This window comes from Streptomyces sp. NPDC096339 (genome assembly GCF_044762985.1).
GTDB lineage: Bacteria > Actinomycetota > Actinomycetes > Streptomycetales > Streptomycetaceae > Streptomyces.
This window is the reverse complement of the sequence record NZ_JBIWFI010000052.1, coordinates 1-21634: the sequence shown is the minus strand read 5'-3', so window position 1 is coordinate 21634 and position 21634 is coordinate 1. Positions and strand designations below refer to the sequence as shown.

Genomic DNA, 21634 nt, shown 5'->3' with positions numbered 1-21634 from the left:
GGCATGAACGTGTGGATCGCCATCGGCATCACCGTCCTCGGCTGCTACGCCGTCAAGCTCGCCGGACTCCTCGTCCCCGCCGGGGCCCTGGAACGGCCGCTGGTGCGCAAGCTCTCCGCGCTGCTCCCGGTCGCCCTGCTCGCCGCGCTCACCGCCCAGCAGACCTTCGCCACCGGGCACGAGCTCGTCCTCGACGCGCGGGCCGCCGGGCTCGCCGCCGCCGGACTCGCACTGCTGCTGCGGGCCCCGTTCCTGCTCGTGGTCGCGGCCGCCGTCGTCGTCACCGCGGGCGTCCGGGCCCTGGGCGGCTGACCGGCGCCGGCAGGCGCCCGTACGCCCGCAGCGTCAGCAGGGCCTCCAGCGTCGCGATCGGCCGCCGCTCCAGCGAGCTGCCCGGCGCCCAGGCCCTGCGGCGCACCGGCCAGCCCCCGTCCGGCTGCTGCTCGGCCGCCAGGAAGTCCAGCGAGCGGCGCAGCTCCTCGTCGGTGAACCAGCCCCGCGCCAGGGACTCGGGCCGCCGCGCGTAGTCGTACGGGAACAGCCGCTCGCCCGGCGCGTAGCCGGGGGCCAGCGGGTACTCCTCGCACCGCCCCGGATCGAGCACGGCGAGCCCCCGCTCGCGCACCAGCCGCCCGAGCCGGTCCGCGGCCGCCGCCGCGCGGGCCCGGTCGGGCGCGCCGTCCAGGAAGGCCACCGCGGCCTGGAGCTCGTACGGATGCGCGTGGCGCAGGCTCTCGACCCGGTCCCAGCAGAAGTCCGTGGCCCGGAACAGCCACGCGTGCCAGACCTGGTTGCGGTGCAGCACCCCGACCACCGGGCCCGTGGTCACCAGCTCGCCCGGCGGATCGTCGTGCACCGGGTGGTACGGCGCCGCCGGATAGCAGCGCGGGGCCGGGAAGACCACCGGAAGCGCACCCTCCGGGGTGGACACCCGGGTCAGGTGGCGGCAGAGCCGCTCGATGCGCTGCCCGCCGCACCGGCCCAGACCGTCCAGCACCCGCAGCGCGTGCGCGGTGTGCAGGGGCTGGCTGAGCGGACCGCGCAGATCCGGATCGAGGGCGTGGCCGTAGCCGCCGTCGCCGTTCAGGTAGGAGCCGAGGGCGGTGTCCACCGCGTCGGCGTCGCCGCCGAGGAAGTGGAACGCGAACCGCCGCTGCTCCAGGACCCGGGCCGTGAGCCAGATGAACTGCTCCGCGCGGGCCAGTGGGGTCGGTGAGGTCGGCGAAGGACCTTCGTCTCCGGGCATGCGTGCAACGTAGGACGCCGTGACGCACGGTGGAGGGACGAACGCGACCGGTGCACTCTCCCGGGGCGGGATACTGGGGGCATGCGGTTGACGATTTTCTGGGAGCGGATGGCGGAGCACTTCGGCGAGGGCTACGCCGACTCCTTCGCGCGGGACCACGTCATGACGGAGCTCGGCGGGCGGACCGTCCACCAGGCGCTGGACGCGGGCTGGGAGACCAAGGACGTGTGGCGCGCCGTGTGTTCGGCGATGGACGTACCCGCCTCGCTGCGCTGACGCCCCGCGGCTCGGCCACCGTTTCGTGCTCCGGGCCACGGGTGGGCCAGACTTGGCCGGGTGGCAGCCACCGAAGACAACACCGACCAGTCCCCAGGCGCCGAGGGCGCACCCTCGCCCGGGCGGGCGGTGCCGACACCGGCTGCCGCCCCGGCGGGCACCGACGGCCCGGCCGGCGGGAGTGCGGCCGACGCGCACGCGGCGCACCCCCGCATGCCCGGGCCGCGAGGCCGCGCCGGTGGGTACGGGAGCCCGCCGGGCGGCGCGGCCCCCGGTGGGGACGAGGCGCGGATGCCGCGCTGGCTGCCGCGCGCGGTGGTCCTCGTACTGGCCCTCGTCGCCTGCTTCCAGCTCGGCAGCTGGGCCTTCCACCAGCTGATCGGCCTGCTCGTCAACATCCTGATCGCGTTCTTCCTCGCGCTCGCGATCGAACCCGCGGTGGCCAGGATGGCGGCCCGCGGCATGCGCCGCGGGTTCGCCACCTTCCTGGTGTTCCTCGGGGTGTTCGTCGCGGCCGCCGGATTCCTCGCCCTGCTCGGCTCCATGCTGGCCGGGCAGATCGTCGAGATGGTCGAGGGCTTCCCCCGCTACCTCGACTCGGTGATCGACTCGATCAACTCCACCTTCCACACCGAGCTCTCCCGGCTGGAGATCCAGGAGAGCCTGCTGCGCTCCGACTGGCTGCGCAAGTACGTGCAGAACAGCGCGACCGGCGTGCTCGACGTGTCCGCCACCGTGCTCGGCGGACTCTTCAGGCTGCTGACGATCGGGCTCTTCTCCTTCTACTTCGCCGCCGACGGACCGAGGCTGCGCCGCGCGCTGTGCTCCGTACTGCCGCCCGCCAAGCAGTCCGAGGTGCTGCGGGCCTGGGAGATCGCCGTCGCCAAGACCGGCGGGTACCTCTACTCGCGCGGGCTGATGGCGCTGATCTCCGGCATCGCCCACTACATCGTGCTGGTGGTCCTCGGAGTGCCGTACGCGCCCGCGCTCGCGGTGTGGGTGGGGCTCGTCTCCCAGTTCATCCCCACCATCGGCACCTACCTGGCGGGCGCGCTGCCGATGCTGATCGCCTTCACCGTCAATCCCTGGTACGCGCTGTACGTCCTCGGCTTCGTGGTGATCTACCAGCAGTTCGAGAACTACGTACTCCAGCCGAAGCTGACGTCGAGGACCGTCGACATCCACCCGGCCGTGGCCTTCGGATCGGTCATCGCGGGCACCGCCCTGCTGGGCGCGGTCGGGGCGCTCATCGCGATCCCGGCCGTCGCCACGCTGCAGGCCTTCCTCGGTGCGTACGTGAAGCGGTACGAGCTGACGGAGGGCGCGGCCGCCGCTACGGACCGTCCGCGCCGCCGAGTACGGATGCCAGGGCTTCGGTGACGGCCGCCTCGACGGCGTCCTTGTCCAAGCCGAGACCGCTGAGCACGCCCTCCCCGTTCTCCTGCTCCAGCAGCGCGAGCAGGACGTGCTCGGTGCCGACGTAGGCGTGGCCCAGGCGCAGGGCCTCGCGGAAGGTGAGCTCCAGGGCCTTCTTCGCGGACGCGTCGAAGGGGATGAGGGCGGGAAGGTCCTCCCGGCCCGGGGGCAGCGCTGCCGTCGCGGCGGCGCGGACGTCCTGCTCCGCGACTCCCTGGGCGCGCAGGGCGAGGGCCGCGAGGCCCTCGGGCTCGGCGAGCAGGCCCAGGATCAGGTGCGCGGTGCCGATCTCGGGGCTGCCGGCGGCGCGGGCCTCGTTCTGCGAGGTCACGACGACGTTGCGGGCGCGGGGGGTGAAGCGGCCGAAGCCCGCGTTGGGGTCGAGGGCGGCGTCGCCCTCCTTGTCGGCCTTGGGGACGAAGCGCTTCTGGGCGGCCTGGCGGGTGACGCCCATGCTGCGGCCGATGTCGGTCCAGGAGGCGCCGGAGCGGCGGGCCTGGTCCACGAAGTGGCCGATGAGGTGGTCGGCGACCTCCCCGAGCGCCTCGGCGGCGACGACGGCGTCGCTGAGCTGTTCCAGGGGGTCGGTGTGGACTTTGTTGATGGCCGCGATCAGATCGTCGAGGCGGACCGGATTGGTCATGCGAACGGGTTCCACCGAAGGGTTCGTCATAGGTGCAACCCTAGGTTGACAGTCAGAGACTGTCAACCGCCGGTTGTCACTTCGTGGTCGGTGGGCGATTACGAGCCCGCGCCCGCCCCCGCGCCCGCGGCCGCGCCCCCGGCCTTCGAGAACTTCTCCCACTGGGCCGCGACCACTTCCTCGGGCACCCCGCCGAAGTCCTTCGTGTCGATGACGTCCGACCGGAAGGAGACGGTCACCGACCCGGAGCGGATCACCGTCAGGTAGTCGTAGAGCGAGATCTCCTTGTCCTTCACGTCCTGCGTCACGATGCGGTAGGCGAGCGCCTCGTCGCCCAGCGCGGGAGCCTTGACCGGCTCCACCCTGAGGACCTTCGCCGTCGCGAGGCCGCGCTCCTCGGTGTACCCGCCCGCACACTGCCGGCCGGCCTCGGCCAGGCTCTTCATCGCCGAGGCCGCACCGCCGTCCGCGTACGAGCGCAGCAGGATCTCGGTGTCGACCGCCTGCCATTCCCCGGGCACACCGGTCTTGGCGTAGGCCTGGGCCGTGTGGCCGGCCTTGCCGAGGCTGGTCAGCGGCCCGCAGGCCGCCGGCTGCGCGTCGTACAGCTCGCTCATCGGCTCGTCCAGGATCGGCTCCGAGGCCTCGTACCGCCCCGCCTTCTCGCCCGCGGTGAGCGCCATGGCCTTGAGCCGCTCGGCGCCCGGCCCCGCGGGGCCGCCGGCCGTCGCGGTCGCGGTCGTGGCCGTGTTCGTGGGCGCCGCCGTGGCCTTGGCGTCCCCGTCCGACCCGCCCGCCCCACCGCACGCCACGGCCCCGGCCAGCACCGCCGCCGTCCCGAGCGCGACCGCCGCCGTACGGCGCGCCTTCCCGTTCCCCACCCTGTTCACGTACTGCCGTCCCCTCAAGACCGATGCGGATCCACGATTGTCCGGGACGTGCGGCGACGGCGGGCATCCGGGGGCCCGCGGTGCCATGCTGAAACGGACACGGAGGCCGAGATGGGGTTCTACGGAGAACGGATCCTGCCGCGGATCATCAACCTCGCCTGCGGGGTCAAGCAGGCACGGCCGCTGCGCCGCCGGGTCTGCGAGGGCCTGCGGGGCGAGGTCGTGGAGATCGGATTCGGCTCGGGACACAACGTCCCCTTCTATCCGCCGGAGGTGACGGGCGTGGCCGCCGTCGAACCCTCCGACCTCGGGTGGGAACTGGCCGCCGACCGCGTGAAGGCCTCGCGGATCCCGGTGCGGCGGGCCGGACTCGACGGCCAGTCACTTCCCTTCGAGGACAGCGCCTTCGACACCGCCCTGTGCACCTGGACCCTGTGCACCGTCCCCGACCCGGGAGCGGCCCTGCGGGAGTTGCGGCGCGTACTGAAGCCCGGAGGGACCCTGCACTTCGTCGAACACGGCCTCGCCCCGGAGGAGGACGAGCGAGTGCGCCGGTGGCAGCGACGGCTCGAACCGCTCAACAAGCGTCTCTTCGGAGGCTGTCACCTCACCCGGCCGACCGTCGGCATGCTGAAGGAGGCGGGCTTCACGATCACGGCGCTCGACGTCTTCTACGAGGAGGGCGCGCCGAAACCCATCGGCGCGGCCTCGCTCGGAACCGCGCTCTCCCCCTGACCGGGCGGGCCGGACGGGGCACGGCCTCACAGCATCCGCACCTCGGCCTCCGGAAGCTTCGCCCACCAGTGGTGGTAGCGGCCGTAGACCGCCGGCTCGCGGTCGCCGAGGAAGGCGGTCAGTGACCGGGCCTCCTCGGCGAGCCCGTCCCAGACGGCGGGCGCGAGGGGGTGGAACGCCGTGGCCTCGACGCCGCGGTCCGTCGGCCGCCACACGCCGGCGACGTGGCCGTCCACCAGCAGGGTGGGCAGTACGTCGCCGTTGCGCCGGATCACCAGCGGGCGGTAGTCCGGGGGTATCACCCGGCCGCGGTCGGCGTAGGCCAGCAGGATGCTGTCCCACATGGCCATGAGCCGGGGCGGAGCGGGGGTCTCGGCGGGCGGCCGGGAGGCGCCCGGAAGGTCGTACAGCGTCACGCCGTCCGGCCCCCGGAGCTCCTCGACGGCGCCGTCCAGGGCGCGGAGCGCCTCGCGTACGGGTGCCCGCTGCACCATGGCGAACTGCGCGACGTCCGCGACGGAAGCGGGCCCGAACCCCGCCAGGTAGCGCAGGACCAGGGTGCGCAGGGCGTACGGGTCCACGGCGCGGCTCGCGGGAACGTCCGCGGAGGAGCCTTCGCCGGGCCCGGCCGCGACGAAGGACGGGCGGTCCCCGAACGACCACGGCGCGTCCGTCGGGGCGTGGTGCAGCGGCGCGTACCCCTTCAGCCCCCACCACGCCGCGTCCTTCCGCTCCGCGCCGACCCGCTCCCCGGTCCACGCCTGCATCTGCGCCGAGGTCCGCGGCCGCCGGGCGAAGGCCAGCAGGTCCGGCAGGAGTGCGTCCGCGTCGGAGGGGGTCAGCCCGGCGGCGGCGAAGCGGCCGCCGAGCCGGGAGGCGTACAGCGTGGGCCGCATCGCGGCGCGGAAGGCCGGATAGTCCTCGGCGTGCACGGCGTGCAGCGTGATCCGCATCAGGGTCGCCTTGACCGCCGACCGCCCGCGGAAGGCGGCGTCGAGTTCCGCGGGGGTGAATCCGGCGAGTCTGTTCCACAGGGCCACGTAGGGCGAGGCAGGGTGTTGGGCCTGGAGGGCGACCACGCGCCGCAGCCCGTCGGGAACGGTCAGTGGCTCACGCTCCAGCAGCAGCTGGCGGCTGAGGGTGGCCCGGTTGAGTTCGCGCTCGCTGATGATCACAGGCCTGGATTCTGCCCTGGGGCGCCGTTCGCCGGTGCGGGCGTGGCTCGCTTGACAGGGAAATCGAACATCCATTCTGATGGGTTATCCACAGCCGAAACGGTCGTGGAGGCGCATTGTCAGTGGCAGGCATTAGCGTCAATGGCGTGAAGCGATCGACTCAAGCAAACCGGGTGGAACCCATGGCAGGCACCGACCGCGAGAAGGCTCTCGACGCCGCGCTCGCACAGATTGAACGGCAATTCGGCAAGGGTGCGGTCATGCGCCTCGGCGACAAGCCGAACGACCCCATCGAGGTCATCCCCACCGGGTCGACCGCGCTGGACATCGCGCTCGGCGTCGGCGGGCTGCCCCGCGGCCGCGTGATCGAGGTGTACGGCCCGGAGTCCTCCGGTAAGACGACCCTGACCCTGCACGCCGTGGCCAACGCGCAGAAGGCCGGCGGCACCGTCGCCTTCGTGGACGCCGAGCACGCGCTCGACCCCGAGTACGCGAAGGCCCTCGGCGTCGACACCGACAACCTCATCCTGTCGCAGCCGGACACCGGTGAGCAGGCGCTGGAGATCGTGGACATGCTCGTCCGCTCCGGCGCCCTCGACCTGATCGTCATCGACTCCGTGGCGGCCCTCGTGCCGCGCGCCGAGATCGAGGGTGAGATGGGCGACTCGCACGTGGGTCTCCAGGCCCGTCTGATGAGCCAGGCGCTCCGGAAGATCACCGGTGCGCTCAACCAGTCCAAGACCACCGCGATCTTCATCAACCAGCTCCGCGAGAAGATCGGTGTGATGTTCGGCTCGCCCGAGACCACGACCGGTGGCCGCGCGCTGAAGTTCTACGCCTCGGTGCGCATCGACATCCGCCGTATCGAGACCCTGAAGGACGGCACGGAGGCGGTCGGTAACCGCACCCGCTGCAAGGTCGTGAAGAACAAGGTCGCGCCGCCGTTCAAGCAGGCCGAGTTCGACATCCTCTACGGCCAGGGCATCAGCCGCGAGGGCGGCCTGATCGACATGGGCGTGGAGCACGGCTTCATCCGCAAGGCCGGCGCCTGGTACACGTACGAGGGCGACCAGCTCGGCCAGGGCAAGGAGAACGCCCGCAACTTCCTCAAGGACAACCCGGATCTCGCCAACGAGATCGAGCGGAAGATCAAGGAGAAGCTGGGCGTCGGCGTGCGCAAGGACGCCACGGACGGCGCGGGTGACGAGGCGGCCGCAGCGTCGGCCGACGCTGCGGCAGCCGTGCCCGCGCCGGCGACGAAGGCCAAGACGACGGCCAAGGCCGCCGCGTCCAAGAGCTGACCCGTGCGGGAGCAGGAAAGGGGCGGCGGTAGCCGGGGCGGCCGTGAGGGCCGCCAGGAGCTGCCGCCCCAGAGCCCCGAGGAGCAGGCGCGGGCCATCTGCCTGCGTCTGCTCACCGGGAGCGCGCGCACCCGGCGCCAGCTCGCGGACGCCCTGCACAAGCGGGGCATCCCCGAGGAGGTGTCGCAGGAGGTCCTCTCCCGGTACGAGGAGGTGGGCCTGATCGACGACGCCGCCTTCGCCGGGGCCTGGGTCGAGTCCCGGCACCGCGGCCGGGGCCTGGCCCGCCGCGCGCTCGCCCAGGAACTCCGCACCAAGGGGGTGCACGCCACCCTCGTCGAGGAGGCCCTGGAGCAGCTGGACTCCGACCAGGAGGAGGAGACCGCCCGGGAGCTCGTGGAGCGCAAGCTCCGCGCCACCCGGGGGCTGGACCGTGACAAGAGGATCCGGCGCCTCGCAGGGATGCTCGCGCGCAAGGGATACCCGGAGGGCATGGCCCTGCGGGTGGTCCGCCGCGCCCTGGAGGCGGAAGGCCAGGAACCCCACGACACCGATGACACCGACGAGCTCGGGTATCCGGGGGAGTGATCCGGTGCGCCCGGGGTGGGGGTAACCCCCGGGTGCGGACGCCGGGACGCGCCAATGTCAGGAGGCGGGCCCGGCGCCAGAGTTGACCGCATGATGCTGCGTTACGCCCTTCGGACCATCAGGGACCGCAAAGCCGGTTTCCTCGGCGCCTTCGTCGCGCTCCTCTGCGCGGCCGCCCTCGTCACCGCCTGCGGCACCCTCCTGGAAACGGGACTCCGCGGAAAGATCGGCACCGAGCGCTACGCCGCCACGCCGGTCCTCGTCTCCGCCGACCAGAACGTCCACGAGACCACGGTCAAGGAGAAGAAGGGCAAGACGAAGACGAAGCACAAGGCGAAGCCCGTCGCCGAGCGGGCCTGGCTGCCCGCCACCACCCTGGACACGGTCCGCGCCGTGCCCGGAGTCGAGCGGGCCGTGCCCGAGCTCACCTTCCAGGCCGTCCCGCTCGTCAAGACCCCCGGCGAGCCGAAGCCCTCGTACGGCCACGCCTGGACCTCCGCCGCACTCACCCCCTTCACGCTCGTGGAGGGCCGCGCACCCCAGGGCGGCGGGGAGGTCGTCGTCGACCGGGCGCTCGCCGCCCGCGCAGGGCTCAAGGCCGGCTCGCAGCTGACCGTGCAGGCGACCGGCGAGCCGAAGACGTACCAGGTCAGCGGCATCGCACAGGGAGCCCACGGGGACCTCGCCCAGCAGAGCGCGCTCTTCTTCGGCGATACCGAGGCCCAGCTGCTCGCCGCCCGCGCCGGACGGATCAGCGCCATCGGGGTCCTCCCCGCGCCCGGTGTGAACGCCGCCGAGCTGGCAGGACGGGTCGAGCAAGCCCTGCGCGGCACCGGGGCGCAGGTCAGCACCGGGGACGAGCGCGGCCCCGTCGAGTTCCTCGACGCCGCCGGAGCACGGACCAAGCTGGTGTCCATGGGCGGTGCGATGGGCGGCACCTCGCTCCTCGTCGCGATCCTCGTCGTCGTCGGCACCTTCTCCCTCTCCGTCCAGCAGCGCTACCGCGAACTCGCCCTCCTGCGGGCCATCGCCACGACCTCCCGCCAGCTGCGGCAGCTGATCGGACGCGAGGCCCTGCTCGTCGGCCTGGCCGCGGGCATCGCCGGGGCCTTCGCCGGACTGCCGCTCGCAGCCTGGCTGTACGGCCGGTTCGTCGACAGCGGGGTCGTCCCGGCCTCCCTGGAGCGCACCGCCGGAATCTTCCCCATGTTCGCCGCCGTCGCGGCGAGCCTGCTCGGCGCCTGGGCCGCCGCACGGATCACCGGTCGGCGCATCTCCCGGATCCGCCCCGCCGAAGCACTCGCCGAAGCGGCCGTCGAGACGGCCCGGCCGCGCCGGCTCCGTACCGTCTTCGGGCTGCTCCTGCTGGCCGGCGGCGCGGTGCTGGTCGTCGTACTCGGCTCGCTGCGCACCGAGCCGGCCTCCACCCCGGTGACCTTCCTGGCCGTGGTGGTCCTCGCCGGGGCGGTCTCCCTGCTCGGGCCGCTGCTCGTACGAGGTGCCACGGCGCTGCTCGCGGGTCCGCTGAAGCTGACGGGGGCGTGCGGCCGCCTGGCGGGCGCGAACCTGCGCGGCAACGCCACCCGCATGGCCTCCGCCGTCACCCCGCTCGCCCTGCTGGTCGGCATGACCTGCACCGTGCTCTTCATCACCCCGACCCTCGGGGACGCGGCCCGGACGCAGGCCCGCGAGGGCATCCGGGCCGACTGGGTGCTGGCGGCGCAGGGTCCGGGCGTCACCCCGGAGGCCGCCGAAAAGATCCGCCGTACGCCCGGAGTCGCGGCAGCCACCGAGATCGTCCACACCTCCGTACGGGTGGGCCTCGCGAAGTACGCCGCACAGGGCGTGACCCCTGCGGGCCTGACCCGGACCTGGGACCCCGAGGTCACCGGCGGCAGCCTGGCCGGCTTCGGGGAGGGCGACGCGGCGGTGAGCGAACTCGCCGCCGACCAACTCGGCCTGAAGCCGGGCAGCCCGCTGGAGCTGACGCTCGGCGACGGAACCCCGGTCACGCTGAAGGTCGCCGCCGTGTACGCCCGGGGGTTGGGCTTCGGGGACCTGACGCTGCCGCACGGCCTCGTCGCCGCGCACGTCGACAACCCGCTCGCGAGCAACGTGCTGGTGGCGACGGAGCCGGGAGCGGGTACGGGGCGCGAGCGGCTCGCCGGGGCGGTGAAGGCCTACCCGGGAGTGGCCGTGCTGTCCGCGGCGGACGCCGACGCGGCACGCGCCGAGCGGCAGGACGCCGGAGCCGAGATCAACCTGCTGGCTATGGGGCTGGTGCTGGCCTTCACCGCGATCGCGGTGGTCAACACCCTCGCGATGTCCACCGCCGAGCGGGTGGGGGAGTTCGCGATGCTGAGGCTCGCGGGGGCGCAGCGGCGGCAGGTACTGCGGATGCTGCGGACGGAGGCCCTCTCCGTACTGCTGATCGGGGCGGTGCTGGGGTCCGGAATCGCGCTGGCCGTGCTGACCGCGTTCAGCGTGGGCATGACGGGCGTGGCCGCGCCGGCGGTCCTGCCGGTGGCCTACGCGGTGGTGGTGGGGGTGGCCGGGCTTCTGGCCCTCGTGGCGACTTCCCTCCCGGGGAGGGTGGCGCTCCGGGTGCGGCCGGTGGACGTGGCCACGGCCAAGGCGTAGCCGGCCGGGGGGTGCCGGTGCCGGTCCGGGTGCGGCACCGTTGTCGGGGGCGCTGCCCCCGGACCCCCGCGCCTCAAACGCCGGCGGGGCTGGAGTTCCCGCCCGGCGGGGCTGGATTGCCCGCAGGGCAATTCCAGCCCCGCCGGCGTTTGAGGCGCGGGGTCCGGGGCGGAGCCCCGGGGAACGGTGGAAGGGCGGGTAGGGGACCCGCTCCGCGCAGCGGGACCCGCACCCGCCGCCGGCCAGGCCCCGGCGCGGCCGGCGCGGAGGGGGCGTCAGGGAAGAGTGACCGGCAGGCCCGCCGTGCGCCAGGCCTGGAAACCGCCGGTCAGATCCGTCGCCCGGTGGAGCCCAAGCGCGTGCAGGGAGGCCGCCGCGAGGCTGGACGCGTAGCCCTCGTTGCAGATCACGACCACCTGGAGGTCGTGACTCGTCGCCTCGGCCGCGCGGTGGCTGCCCTGCGGGTCCAGCCGCCACTCCAGTTCGTTGCGCTCCACCACCAGCGCCCCCGGGATCAGGCCGTCGCGCTCGCGCAGCGCCTGGTAGCGGATGTCCACGAGGAGCGCGCCCGCGCGGGAGGCCTCGTACGCCTCCTGCGCGTCGACACGGGTGTAGCCCGCGCGGACCCGCTCCAGCAGCTCGTCGATGCCGACCGGGGCGCTCACTGCCAGTCCGCCGGGCGCTCGACGTGCTCCAGGTGCAGCACCGGGCCGCTGCGGCTGTAGCGGCGGATCAGCGGGAGCGGCGGGTAGTAGGCGTGTACGGAGATCGCGTGCTCGGTCGTGGACTCGTTGAGGACCTCGTGCACGTGGTGCTCCCCGAAGGCCCGCCCGGCGCCCGCGCCCAGCCGCCGACTGCGGTCCACGCCCGAGGCCAGGTGCAGGGACTGCCAGCCTTCCGAGGGGAGCCGTACGGACAGCGAGTGCTCGGTCAGCCGGCCCCGCGCGGTGGCGAACGCGCCCCGCGATTCGGCGTGGTCGTGCCAGCCGGTGCCGGTGCCCGGCGGCCAGCCGATCAGCCAGGCCTCGCTGCCGCCCGGCCCGTCCAGCCGGATCCAGGTACGCCCCTCGGGGTCGAGGGGGAGCGCGGCGACGACATCGCGGTCGGCCGCGGTGCGCAGCGCGAACGCGAGGAGCTCGGCGGCCGTCGGGCCGGCCACTTCGGTGGAGGCAGGGGAGAACGAGGGTGCAGACATGGAGGTTGACCGTTCCTGGGTTCGCGGAAGTGCGCGCGGGCCGGTGGACGGCACGGGGCGCGCAGGGGCGTAAGGGCGAATCAGCAGGAAGGGCGACACACGCAGCCCGCATAGCGGAGCAGGTCCATATGGACCCTCCGCCACAGGCGTACGTCGTTGCCGGTCATTTGGCGAGTGAACCACGCGGTCCCGGAAACGGTCAATCGACCACGGATGTCGGTGTCGTGGCAGGAGCCGTCGCCTGGGGAGGCGCGGGCCGCGCCGAGGGCGCACCCGCGCGGACCGCGTCCGCCGCCTCGTACAGCTCCGCCGGGCGGACCCCCGCGAAGGTCGCGGCCAGGTGCCCGTCCGGTCGTACGAGGAGCACGGTGTGCGCCGGCGCCCCCGGGTAGCCGTCCGCGACCAGCAGATCGGTGCGGACCGGCAGGGCGCTCACCGCCGCCGCGAGCCGGGGCATCAGCCCGGCGCCCAGCCAGTGGCGGCGGTCCCAGACCCCGGTGCCCGGAGCGACAAGCACCACCAGCAGTCGGCCCTGCCCCAGCAGGTCGCGCAGCGGCACCGTCGAGCCGTCGGGCGCGGTCACCGGGACGTTGGCGACCGGGCCCCCGGGCTCCGTGGCCGTCGGGACCTCCCGTACGGCCATCGGAGGGGCGTACGTCGGCTCCGCGCCCAGCGGCCCCCGCCCCAGGTGGCCGTCGGTGAGCAGGGTCTCGGCGGAACGCGCGGCCCCCGGCAGGTAGGTGCGCAGCGCGCCCCCGGCCCGCAGCGTGGGCATCGCCTGGTCGGCCGCGCGCAGCCGGGCGGCGACCGCGGTGCGCCGCTCGCCCTCGTAGCTGTCGAGGAGTTCCTCGGAGGCACCCTGGTGCCAGGCCAGGGACAGTTTCCAGGCCAGGTTCTCCGCGTCCCGCAGCCCCTCCTCGACGCCCTGGGTGCCGAGCGCGCCCAGCAGGTGCGCGGCGTCCCCGGCGAGGAAGGCGCGGCCGTCGCGCCAGCGCCGGGCGAGGCGGTGGTGCAGGGTGTGGACGCCCGTGTCGAGGAGGTCGTACGGGGGAGTCGTGCCGCCGCACCACACCGCGAGGGTGTCCCGGATCAGGGTCACGAGTGCGTCGGGGGTGACGAGTTCGCCGCGGGCCGGGAGCAGCCAGTCCAGCCGCCACACCCCGTCGGCGAGCGGCCGCGAGGTGACCTCGGCGGGGCCGGAGGGCGGGTTGCGGTGCAGCAGGGCCTCGCCGGGCCAGGGCAGTTCGGTGCGCAGCGCGGCCACGGCGTGCCGTTCCACGGCGGTGCGGCCGGGGAAGCGGATGCCGAGGAGCTTGCGGACGGTGGAGCGGGCGCCGTCGCAGCCGACCAGGTAACTCCCGCGCCACCACGTGGTCTCGGCGCCCCGGGTGTGCGCGGTGACCCCCCGCCCGTCCTGCTCCAGGGAGTCCAGTTTGCTGTCGGTGACCACTTGGACGAGCGGGTGCGCGGCGGCGGAGTCGCGCAGTCCACGCGTCAGGGCGTGCTGCGGCACGTGCAGGGGCGCCGGGTGCTCCTCGAAGGTGACCCGCTGGGCGGGCCGGCCGCGGCGCACGGTGCGCCAGGCCGCGTAGTACGCCCCTTCGTCGCGCAGCGTCGTACAGCCCAGCCGGTGCGCCATGGCGGCCGTGTCCGCGTGCAGGACGACGGTGCGGGCGGGGCGGATCTCCTCCTTGCCGGGGCCTTCGTCGAGCACGACGGAGGGCACGCCCTGGCCGGCCAGGGCGAGGGCCAGGGACAGCCCGACGGGGCCCGCGCCGACGACGATCACCGGGTCCATGATGTGGCTCCCGGTGTCCGGTATGTGATCACAGAACGTATGCAACCCACTGGAGGTGCCTGCGTCAAGTGACACAGGTCGGGACAACGCCGTGTGGTGCGGCGGATGACTTCCGCCGCACCACACATGTCACGCCAGTGTACTGACCGGGCGTCAGGGAGCCTTGCCCACGCCCGCCGCGCCGCCCGCGTCGACCTCGGCCACGTCGGCCTCGACCACGGCGCCCGTGCCCTTCTTCGACTGACGCAGCCGCTTCTCCAGCCACGAGGCCAGGGTGGTCAGGGTGAAGTTCACGGCGATGTAGATCAGCGCGATCACGACCATGGTCGCGATGGTGTTGCTGTAGTTCGCGGAGATCTGCCGGTTCATCGACATCAGGTCGGCGAAGCCCAGGAAGGCGCCGCCGAGCGCGGTGTCCTTGAGGATCACCACGAGCTGGCTGACCAGCGCGGGCAGCATCGCCGTGACGGCCTGCGGGACCAGGACGTACGTCATGATCTGGCCCTTGCGCATGCCGATCGCCTTGGCCGCGTCGGTCTGGCCGCGGGGCAGCGACAGGATGCCGGCCCGGACGATCTCGGCGATGACCGCGGCGTTGTACAGCACCAGGCCGGTGACCACCGCGTACAGGGGCCGCAGGTCGGAGCTGACCGTGCCGAGCATGACGTACAGCGCGGAGCTGAAGATCATCAGGATCAGGACCGGGATGGCGCGGAAGAACTCCACGACCGTGCCGACCGGGACGCGCACCCACGCGTGGTCCGAGAGCCGGGCGATGCCGAGGAGCGCGCCGAGCGGCAGCGCGATCACCATGGCGATCAGGCCGGCCTTGAGGGTCTCACCGAGGCCGGGCAGCAGGAACGTCGTCCAGACCTGGCTGTCGGTGACGAACGGGCTCCACTTGTCGGCGTCGAGCTGGTTCTTCTCGGCCATGAGGCCGAGGGCCCACCACAGGACCAGGCCGACGACCACCACGAAGACGACGGTGTAGATCCAGTTGCGGATCTTGGCCTTGGGGCCGGGGGCGTCGTACAGAACGGAGCTCATCGCTTCACCGCCACTCGCTTGGCCACCCAGCCCAGCAGCAGGCCGGTGGGCAGGGTAAGCACGACGAAGCCGAAGGCGAAGACGGCGAAGACCGCGAAGAGCGCCTGCGTTTCGTTCTCCAGCATTTCCTTCATCAGCAGGGCCGCCTCGGCCACGCCGATGGTCGCCGCCACCGTGGTGTTCTTGGTGAGGGCGATCAGTACGTTGGCGAGCGGTCCGACGACCGCCCGGAAGGCCTGGGGGAGCACGATCAGCCGGAGCACCTGGAAGAAGCTCAGCCCCAGCGCGCGGGCGGCCTCGGCCTGGCCCACGGGCACGGTGTTGATGCCCGAGCGCAGCGCCTCGCAGACGAACGTGCCGGTGTAGGCGATCAGGCCCAGGATCGCGAGGCGGAAGTTGATCTCCTTGGAGCCGTCGCCGGCGAGCGTGATTCCCAGGGTCTGGTAAAGGCCCAGCGCGCAGCCGAGGATCAGGAGGGTCAGCGGGATGTTGCGCACTGTATTGACGTACCCGGTGCCGAAGGCTCGCATCAGCGGGACCGGGCTGACCCGCATGCCGGCCAGCAGCACGCCCCAGATCAGGGACCCGACGGCCGAGTAGAGGGTGAGCTGAACCGTCACCCAGAAGGCTCCGAGCACGTCGTACTGCCCGGACTCAAGAAAATCGAACACGTTGCCCTGCGCTCTCCCCAGGATGGCCGGCGAGGTGCGCCGCCGCCCGTGACAGGCGGGCGGCGACGCTCCTCACCGATGAATCAGCTGCCTTCGGTGATCTGCGGGGCAGGCTCGGCCTTGTAACCGGCGGGGCCGAGGTTCGAGTCCACGGCCTTCTGCCAGGCGCCGTCCGCGACCATCTTCTTGATGGCGGCGTTGACCTTGGTCTGGAGCTCGGTGTCGCCCTTCTTCAGGCCGATGCCGTAGGGCTCGTTGCTGAGCTTCAGACCGACCAGCTTGAACTTGCCCTTGTTCTTCTCCTGCGCGGCGTAGCCGGCCAGGATCGAGTCGTCCGTGGTCAGCGCGTCCACGGCCTTGTTCTCCAGGCCGGTGAGGCACTCGGAGTAGCCGGGGAACTCCTGCAGGTCGGCCTCGGGGGCCAGCTTGGTCTTGACGTTCTGCGCCGAGGTCGAGCCGGTGACCGAGCAGAGCTTCTTCTTGTTGAGGTCCTCGGCCTTGGTGATCGAGTTGTCGTCGGCGCGGACCAGCAGGTCCTGGTGGGCCAGGAAGTACGGGCCGGCGAAGTCGACCTGCGTCTTGCGCTTGTCGTTGATCGTGTAGGTCCCGACGACCAGCTTCACGTCGCCGTTCTTGATCAGGTTCTCGCGCTCGGCGCTGACGGCCTGCTTGAACTCGATCTGGTCGGGCTCGTAGCCGAGCTCCTTGGCCACGTACTTCGCGACGTCGATGTCGAAACCGGTGAACTTGCCGTCGGGGGTCTTGAGGCCCATGCCCGGCTGGTCGAACTTGATGCCGATGACGATCTTGTCCTTCTTGGTGCCACCGGAGGCGCCGGCGTCACTGGCGGACTTGTCGCTGCCGCCGCCACAGGCGGTCGCGGTCAGGGCGAGAGCGACGGCGGCGGCCGCGGCCGCAACGGCCTTGGAAATCTTCATGTGAACTTCCCTCGGATGAGACGTTGTTGAACGACGAGCGACGCGAACGGCGCATGACGGCCGGTCAGGATCTGTTCCGGCAGGGATCCGCCTAGGGATGCCTACCAGAGAAGACCCTCAGTGGTGCAGGATCTTGGACAGGAAGTCCTTCGCCCGGTCGCTGCGCGGGTTGCTGAAGAACTGCTCGGGCGCGGCCTCTTCGACGATCTTCCCGTCCGCCATGAAGACGACGCGGTTGGCCGCGGAGCGGGCGAAGCCCATCTCGTGCGTGACGACGACCATCGTCATCCCCTCCCGGGCGAGCTGCTGCATGACCTCCAGCACCTCGTTGATCATCTCCGGGTCGAGCGCCGAGGTCGGCTCGTCGAACAGCATCACCTTCGGCTCCATGGCCAGGGCGCGGGCGATCGCCACACGCTGCTGCTGACCACCCGAGAGCTGCGACGGGAACTTGTCGGCCTGCGAGCCGACACCCACGCGGTCCAGCAGCTCACGGGCCTTCTGCTCGGCCGCGGCCGCGGCCGTCTTGCGGACCTTGACCTGACCGAGCATCACGTTCTGCAGCACCGTCTTGTGCGCGAACAGGTTGAACGACTGGAAGACCATGCCGACGTCGGCGCGCAGCCGGGCCAGCTCCTTGCCCTCCGAGGGCAGTTCCTTGCCATCGAGCGTGATGGTGCCGGAGTCGATCGTCTCCAGGCGGTTGATGGTCCGACACAGCGTGGACTTGCCCGATCCCGAAGGACCGATCACCACGACGACCTCACCGCGGGCAATGCTCAGATCGATGTCCTGAAGCACGTGCAGCGCGCCGAAGTGCTTGTTGACGTTGCTCAGTACGACCAGGTCGTTCGCGGCGGGGACCGCGTCCTGCACGTCCTTGGCCACTGATACTCCGCTCATCGGCTTCTTGCTCCGTCCTCCTCGGTTGGCAGGACAGTAGTGACGTCTCGAGCACACCGTCATCACATCTGAGGGAGAATTGAGCATAACGATCCGGCCTCGCCCGGATACGCTCCGTGTGCCGCACCGGCGTGGCCGGTGATGTGCTCGTACCGGGTGGATAACGGAAGGCGCGCCGGAGCGGAACCCCCTTGACGCGGGGCTCCGCATCCGCATGGGATGCAGGGTGGCCCTCACGGAAAGTGAAGATCGAGAAAAGGAGAGGGGGACGACATGAGACTGCTGCTCGTCGAGGACGACGACCACGTCGCCGCCGCCCTGTCCGCGATCCTCGCCCGGCACGGCTTCCAGGTCACCCATGCCCGCAACGGCGAAGAGGCCCTGCAGGCGCTGCTGCCCGCCGGAGCCCCGCCCTGCGCCACTCCCTACGGGGTCATCCTGCTCGACCTCGGCCTGCCGGACCAGGACGGCTACGAGGTCTGCGGCAAGATCCGCAAGCGCACCGCCACGCCCGTCATCATGGTCACCGCGCGGGCCGACGTACGCTCCCGCATCCACGGCCTCAACATGGGCGCCGACGACTACGTGGTCAAGCCGTACGACACCGGCGAACTCCTCGCCCGCATCCACGCCGTGGCCCGGCGCACCGGCACCGGCGCCTCCGAGGAGTCCGTCGCCGGCGGTACCCCCGGCCTGGTCCGCCTCGGCTCCGTCAGCATCGAGCTGCCCACCCGCCGGGTCAGCGTGGACGGGGCCGACGTGCCGCTCACCCGAAAGGAGTTCGACCTCCTGGCCCTGCTCGCCCAGCGGCCCGGGGTCGTCTTCCGCCGCGAGCAGATCATCAGCGAGGTGTGGCGCACCAGCTGGGAGGGGACCGGGCGCACCCTGGAGGTCCACGTGGCCTCGCTCCGTTCGAAGCTGCGCATGCCCGCGCTCATCGAGACCGTCCGCGGGGTGGGCTACCGGCTCGTCACCCCGGCCGCCCCCTAGCGGTACCCCTCCGTGCGCGCCCGACTGCTCCCGCTGCTCGTCATCCTCATGGCGGGCGTACTGCTCGCGCTCGGTCTGCCGCTGGCCGTGAGCCTGGCCGCCGCGCAGCAGCAGCGGGTGGTCGTCGACCGCATCGACGACAGCGCCCGCTTCGCGGCCCTCGCCCAGTTCGTCATCGACGCCGAGGGCTCCGGGGCCACCGGCGCCGACGAGCGGCGCGACACCCTCCAGCTCGAACTGGCCCGCTACCAGGAGCTCTACGGCATCCGCGTCGGCATCTTCTACCGCGACGACAACGCCATGGTCAGGGCGCCCGGCTGGTGGCAGCTCCCCGAGACCGGCGAGGGCCGCAAGGCCTTCGACTCGGCGCTGGCCGGGCGGCGCAGCCACGACCCGCCGCAGGTGTGGCCCTGGCAGACCCACGGCAAACTCCTCGTCGCCTCACCGGTCGTCCTCGACGGGGACGTGGTCGCCGTCGTCGCCACCGAATCACCCACCGATCTGATGCGCGGCCGGATCCTGAGGGGCTGGCTGCTCATCGCGGCCGGGCTCGCCGCCGCCATGCTCGTCGCCTTCGGCGCGGCCCTGAGGCTGACCAGCTGGGTGCTCAAGCCCGTACGGACCCTCGACGCGGCCGCCCACGGCATCGCCACCGGGCGCATGCAGTCCAGGGTCGCGGCCGCGGGCGGGCCGCCGGAACTCCAGCGACTGGCCCGTTCGTTCAACGAGATGGCGGACAACGTCGAAGAGGTGCTGGAGCAGCAGCGGGCGTTCGTCGCCGATGCCTCCCACCAGCTGCGGAACCCCCTCGCGGCGCTGCTCCTGCGGATCGAGCTGCTCGCCCTCGAACTGCCCGAGGGGAACGAGGAGATCGCCTCCGTGCGGGCCGAGGGCAAGCGTCTGACCCGGGTCCTCGACGACCTGCTGGACCTGGCGCTGGCCGAGCACGCCTCCGCCGAGATCAGCCTCACCGACATCGGCGCGCTCGCGGCCGAACGGGTGACCGCGTGGCGCCCGTACGCCGAGGAGAAGGGCGTCCGGCTCACCGGTACGGGCCGCAGCGCCATCACCGGCTGGGCGGATCCCGTCGCCCTGTCCAGCGCCCTGGACGCGGTCATCGACAACGCCCTGAAGTTCACGCCCGCGGACGAGGAGGTCGAGGTGTCGGTCTCCGCGGCCGGAAGCCTCGTGCAGGTGGTCGTCGCCGACCGCGGGCCGGGGCTCACCGAGGAGGAGCTGCTCCGCGTGGGCGACCGGTTCTGGCGCAGCGGCCGCCACCAGAACGTGAAGGGCTCCGGGCTCGGCCTGTCCATCTCCCGAGCCCTGCTCGCCGCGGGCGGCGGATCGCTCGCGTACGAGACGAACCCGCCGCACGGGCTGCGGGTGACGGTCAGCGTCCCGCGCACCGAACCCCACGGCGGCTGAGCCGGCCGGGCTGGGCACAGGCCGGCCGGGTCGGGCAGGGGGGAGTGCGCCGGCCGGGGCCGCGCAGAGGTGCGGCGCCCCGCGGAGGTGCGGCGCCGCGCGGGAGTCCCGCGCAGCGCGAACGTCCGAGGCAGCGCGGGAGTCCGGCGCCGCCGCCCGGCGCATACTGAATCCTGACCCCTTCCTGGAGCCGCCACAGTGATCATCCCCACCGCCCCCCTCCCCGCACCGCGAGCCGCCGCCGCGGCGGCCGACGGGCTGACGGTGGCCATCGACATCGGCGGCACGAAGATCGCCGGCGCGCTCGTGCACCCCGACGGCACCATGACGGCCACGACCCGCCGCCCGACCCCGCGCGGGACCGACGCGGACGGGGTCATGGCGGCGGTGACCGAGGTCGTCGCAGAGCTGTCCGAGTCACCGCTGTGGACCACGGCGGTCCGCTGCGGGATCGGCAGCGCCGGCCCCGTGGACGCCTCGCGGGGCACGGTCAGCCCGGTCAACATCGGCGCGTGGCGGGAGTTCCCCGTCCAGGCCCGGATCGAGGCGGAACTCGCGGCGCGCGGGGCGGAGCTCCCGACGGTGCTGGCCGGGGACGGCGTGGCGATGACCGCCGCCGAACACTGGCTGGGCGCGGCCCAGGGCCACGCGAACGCGCTGTGCATGGTCGTCTCCACGGGCGTGGGCGGCGGCCTCATCCTGAACAACCAGCTCCACCCCGGCCCCACGGGCAACGCGGGCCACATCGGCCACATCAGCGTGGCCTTCGACGGAGAGCCGTGCGCGTGCGGCGGCCACGGCTGCGTGGAATCCATCGCCTCCGGCACGGCGATCGCCCGCTGGGCGTTGGCACAGGGCTGGACCCCGACGCAGGACGCCTCCGCGGCGGGAGTGGCCGTCGCCGCTCGGGCCGGGGACCCGGTCGCGCTGGCCGCCTTCGACCGCGCGGGCCGCGCCCTGGCCGCCGCCATCGCGGCCACGGCCACCCTCGTCGAGACGGACATCGCGGTCATCGGCGGCGGGGTCGCCGCCAGCGGGGACACCCTCTTCGAGCCGATCCGGCGGCACCTGGCCTCGTACGCGGCCCTGTCCTTCGTCCGGGACCTCACGGTGGTGCCGGCCGCGCTCGGCACCCACGCGGGCCTGATCGGCGCGGCCGCGGCGGCCACGATGCTGCTGCCGTCCTGATCCGTGACGGGTCGACTGCTAGGTGTATTGCCCAGTGAGGTTGGTGACGCGGCTGGCGGGTGGTTTGCCTGCGAGCGCGGTGTGTCCGCGGTGGTGATTGTAGGTGTGGAGCCACTGTGGGAATGCGTCTCGTCGTTCCTGCTCTGACCGGTAGGGGCGGGCGTAGGCCCACTCGTCCAGCAGAGTCCGGTTCAGCCGTTCGACCTTGCCGTTGGTCTGGGGCCGGTATGGCCGGGTTCGCTTGTGGGTGATCCCGGCTGCCGAGAGGGCGTCACGCCAGGGGTGTGACCTGTAGCAGGCGCCGTTGTCGGTCAGGACGCGTTCGACGGTGATCCCAACGCTGGCGTAGTAGGCCTGGGCCCGTTGCCAGAACGCGGTGGCGGTTTCCTTCTTCTCGTCGGTGAGGATCTCGCTGTAGGCGAGGCGGGAGTGGTCGTCGACGGCGGTGTGGATGTAGCTGTAGCCGACGTTCCTGCGGTTCTTGCGGCCGGCCTGGCGGCCGAGGGTCTTGTGTCCGCCGCCGTCGGGGATGTTCCCGAGTTTCTTGATGTCCACGTGGACGAGTTCGC

General features: G+C 72.5%; 23 protein-coding genes. 10 read left to right on the top strand and 13 right to left on the bottom strand.

Annotation, left to right across the window (positions count from 1 at the left end; genetic code table 11):
* Positions 1-3: 3 nt before the first annotated feature.
* Positions 4-312 carry an AzlD domain-containing protein gene (locus ACIQ5Y_RS37405; protein WP_403891231.1) on the top strand — a complete coding sequence of 103 codons (309 nt, stop codon included), beginning with the start codon at positions 4-6 and terminating at the stop codon, positions 310-312.
* Here the strand turns inward: ACIQ5Y_RS37405 and ACIQ5Y_RS37400 are convergent.
* Positions 281-1246 carry a hypothetical protein gene (locus ACIQ5Y_RS37400; protein WP_403891181.1) on the bottom strand — a complete coding sequence of 322 codons (966 nt, stop codon included), beginning with the start codon at positions 1244-1246 and terminating at the stop codon, positions 281-283. The two genes, ACIQ5Y_RS37405 and ACIQ5Y_RS37400, sit on opposite strands and share 32 nt — an antisense overlap.
* Positions 1247-1327: 81 nt before the next feature.
* Between ACIQ5Y_RS37400 and ACIQ5Y_RS37395 the strand changes: the two genes are divergently transcribed.
* Positions 1328-1522 carry a DUF3046 domain-containing protein gene (locus ACIQ5Y_RS37395; protein ID WP_030010745.1) on the top strand — a complete coding sequence of 65 codons (195 nt, stop codon included), beginning with the start codon at positions 1328-1330 and terminating at the stop codon, positions 1520-1522.
* Between the two features lie 291 nt (positions 1523-1813).
* The gene (locus ACIQ5Y_RS37390) at positions 1814-2902 is read left to right on the top strand and encodes an AI-2E family transporter (protein WP_403891228.1); all 1089 of its coding nucleotides are present in this window, start codon (positions 1814-1816) and stop codon (positions 2900-2902) included.
* Here ACIQ5Y_RS37390 and ACIQ5Y_RS37385 read toward each other — a convergent pair.
* On the bottom strand, positions 2856-3611 hold the full coding sequence (locus ACIQ5Y_RS37385) for a Clp protease N-terminal domain-containing protein (protein WP_403891179.1): 756 nt from the start codon (positions 3609-3611) through the stop codon (positions 2856-2858). The genes ACIQ5Y_RS37390 and ACIQ5Y_RS37385 overlap by 47 nt on opposite strands.
* Before the next feature lie 68 nt (positions 3612-3679).
* Positions 3680-4471, bottom strand: coding sequence for a hypothetical protein (locus ACIQ5Y_RS37380; protein WP_403891177.1), 792 nt, complete (start codon positions 4469-4471; stop codon positions 3680-3682).
* A gap of 111 nt (positions 4472-4582) precedes the next feature.
* Here ACIQ5Y_RS37380 and ACIQ5Y_RS37375 point away from each other — a divergent pair, with 111 nt between their 5' ends.
* Positions 4583-5206, top strand: a complete 624-nt coding sequence (locus ACIQ5Y_RS37375) for a class I SAM-dependent methyltransferase (protein WP_403891174.1) — start codon at positions 4583-4585, stop codon at positions 5204-5206.
* Between the two features lie 26 nt (positions 5207-5232).
* Here the strand turns inward: ACIQ5Y_RS37375 and ACIQ5Y_RS37370 are convergent, their stop codons facing one another.
* Positions 5233-6381 carry a winged helix DNA-binding domain-containing protein gene (locus tag ACIQ5Y_RS37370; RefSeq protein ID WP_403891172.1) on the bottom strand — a complete coding sequence of 383 codons (1149 nt, stop codon included), beginning with the start codon at positions 6379-6381 and terminating at the stop codon, positions 5233-5235.
* A gap of 182 nt (positions 6382-6563) precedes the next feature.
* Between ACIQ5Y_RS37370 and recA the strand changes: the two genes are divergently transcribed.
* The 3 genes from recA to ACIQ5Y_RS37355 all read left to right on the top strand — a co-directional run bounded on the left by recA (position 6564) and on the right by ACIQ5Y_RS37355 (position 10910).
* Positions 6564-7682, top strand: coding sequence for a recombinase RecA (gene recA / locus ACIQ5Y_RS37365; protein ID WP_403891169.1), 1119 nt, complete (start codon positions 6564-6566; stop codon positions 7680-7682).
* 3 nt (positions 7683-7685) lie between these two features.
* Positions 7686-8270, top strand: a complete 585-nt coding sequence (recX, locus tag ACIQ5Y_RS37360; RefSeq protein WP_403891167.1) for a recombination regulator RecX — start codon at positions 7686-7688, stop codon at positions 8268-8270.
* Between the two features lie 90 nt (positions 8271-8360).
* Positions 8361-10910, top strand: coding sequence for an FtsX-like permease family protein (locus ACIQ5Y_RS37355; RefSeq protein WP_403891164.1), 2550 nt, complete (start codon positions 8361-8363; stop codon positions 10908-10910).
* 275 nt (positions 10911-11185) lie between these two features.
* Here ACIQ5Y_RS37355 and ACIQ5Y_RS37350 read toward each other — a convergent pair whose 3' ends face one another.
* From ACIQ5Y_RS37350 to ACIQ5Y_RS37315, 8 genes are all read right to left on the bottom strand, one after another.
* On the bottom strand, positions 11186-11575 hold the full coding sequence (locus tag ACIQ5Y_RS37350) for a rhodanese-like domain-containing protein (RefSeq protein ID WP_403891161.1): 390 nt from the start codon (positions 11573-11575) through the stop codon (positions 11186-11188).
* A complete protein-coding gene (locus tag ACIQ5Y_RS37345) occupies positions 11572-12105 on the bottom strand; it encodes a cysteine dioxygenase (RefSeq protein ID WP_403891159.1) in 534 nt (177 codons plus the stop codon). Before ACIQ5Y_RS37345 ends, ACIQ5Y_RS37350 begins: the two co-directional genes overlap by 4 nt.
* 80 nt (positions 12106-12185) lie before the next feature.
* A complete protein-coding gene (locus ACIQ5Y_RS37340; protein ID WP_311318651.1) occupies positions 12186-12272 on the bottom strand; it encodes a putative leader peptide in 87 nt (28 codons plus the stop codon).
* A 32-nt stretch (positions 12273-12304) separates the two neighbouring features.
* Positions 12305-13903, bottom strand: coding sequence for an FAD-dependent monooxygenase (locus ACIQ5Y_RS37335; RefSeq protein ID WP_403891156.1), 1599 nt, complete (start codon positions 13901-13903; stop codon positions 12305-12307).
* A 153-nt stretch (positions 13904-14056) separates the two neighbouring features.
* Positions 14057-14950, bottom strand: coding sequence for an amino acid ABC transporter permease (locus tag ACIQ5Y_RS37330; RefSeq protein ID WP_403891154.1), 894 nt, complete (start codon positions 14948-14950; stop codon positions 14057-14059).
* Positions 14947-15621, bottom strand: a complete 675-nt coding sequence (locus tag ACIQ5Y_RS37325; protein ID WP_403891152.1) for an amino acid ABC transporter permease — start codon at positions 15619-15621, stop codon at positions 14947-14949. The genes ACIQ5Y_RS37330 and ACIQ5Y_RS37325 overlap by 4 nt, the downstream gene beginning before the upstream one ends.
* Before the next feature lie 83 nt (positions 15622-15704).
* Positions 15705-16559: a glutamate ABC transporter substrate-binding protein gene (locus tag ACIQ5Y_RS37320; protein ID WP_403891149.1), complete on the bottom strand. Its 855-nt coding sequence runs from the start codon at positions 16557-16559 to the stop codon at positions 15705-15707.
* Between the two features lie 117 nt (positions 16560-16676).
* Positions 16677-17462: an amino acid ABC transporter ATP-binding protein gene (locus ACIQ5Y_RS37315; RefSeq protein ID WP_403891146.1), complete on the bottom strand. Its 786-nt coding sequence runs from the start codon at positions 17460-17462 to the stop codon at positions 16677-16679.
* Positions 17463-17735: 273 nt separating this feature from the next.
* Here ACIQ5Y_RS37315 and ACIQ5Y_RS37310 point away from each other — a divergent pair, with 273 nt between their 5' ends.
* From ACIQ5Y_RS37310 to ACIQ5Y_RS37300, 3 genes are all read left to right on the top strand, one after another.
* The gene (locus tag ACIQ5Y_RS37310) at positions 17736-18452 is read left to right on the top strand and encodes a response regulator transcription factor (protein WP_403891143.1); all 717 of its coding nucleotides are present in this window, start codon (positions 17736-17738) and stop codon (positions 18450-18452) included.
* 12 nt (positions 18453-18464) lie between these two features.
* A complete protein-coding gene (locus ACIQ5Y_RS37305; RefSeq protein WP_403891140.1) occupies positions 18465-19877 on the top strand; it encodes an ATP-binding protein in 1413 nt (470 codons plus the stop codon).
* A gap of 198 nt (positions 19878-20075) precedes the next feature.
* Complete coding sequence (locus tag ACIQ5Y_RS37300; protein WP_403891136.1) at positions 20076-21065, top strand: ROK family protein; 990 nt, start codon at positions 20076-20078, stop codon at positions 21063-21065.
* Positions 21066-21083: 18 nt separating this feature from the next.
* Here the strand turns inward: ACIQ5Y_RS37300 and ACIQ5Y_RS37295 are convergent.
* Positions 21084-21634 (bottom strand): IS481 family transposase (locus ACIQ5Y_RS37295; RefSeq protein ID WP_403891133.1); only part of this gene is annotated, 551 nt, incomplete at its 5' end.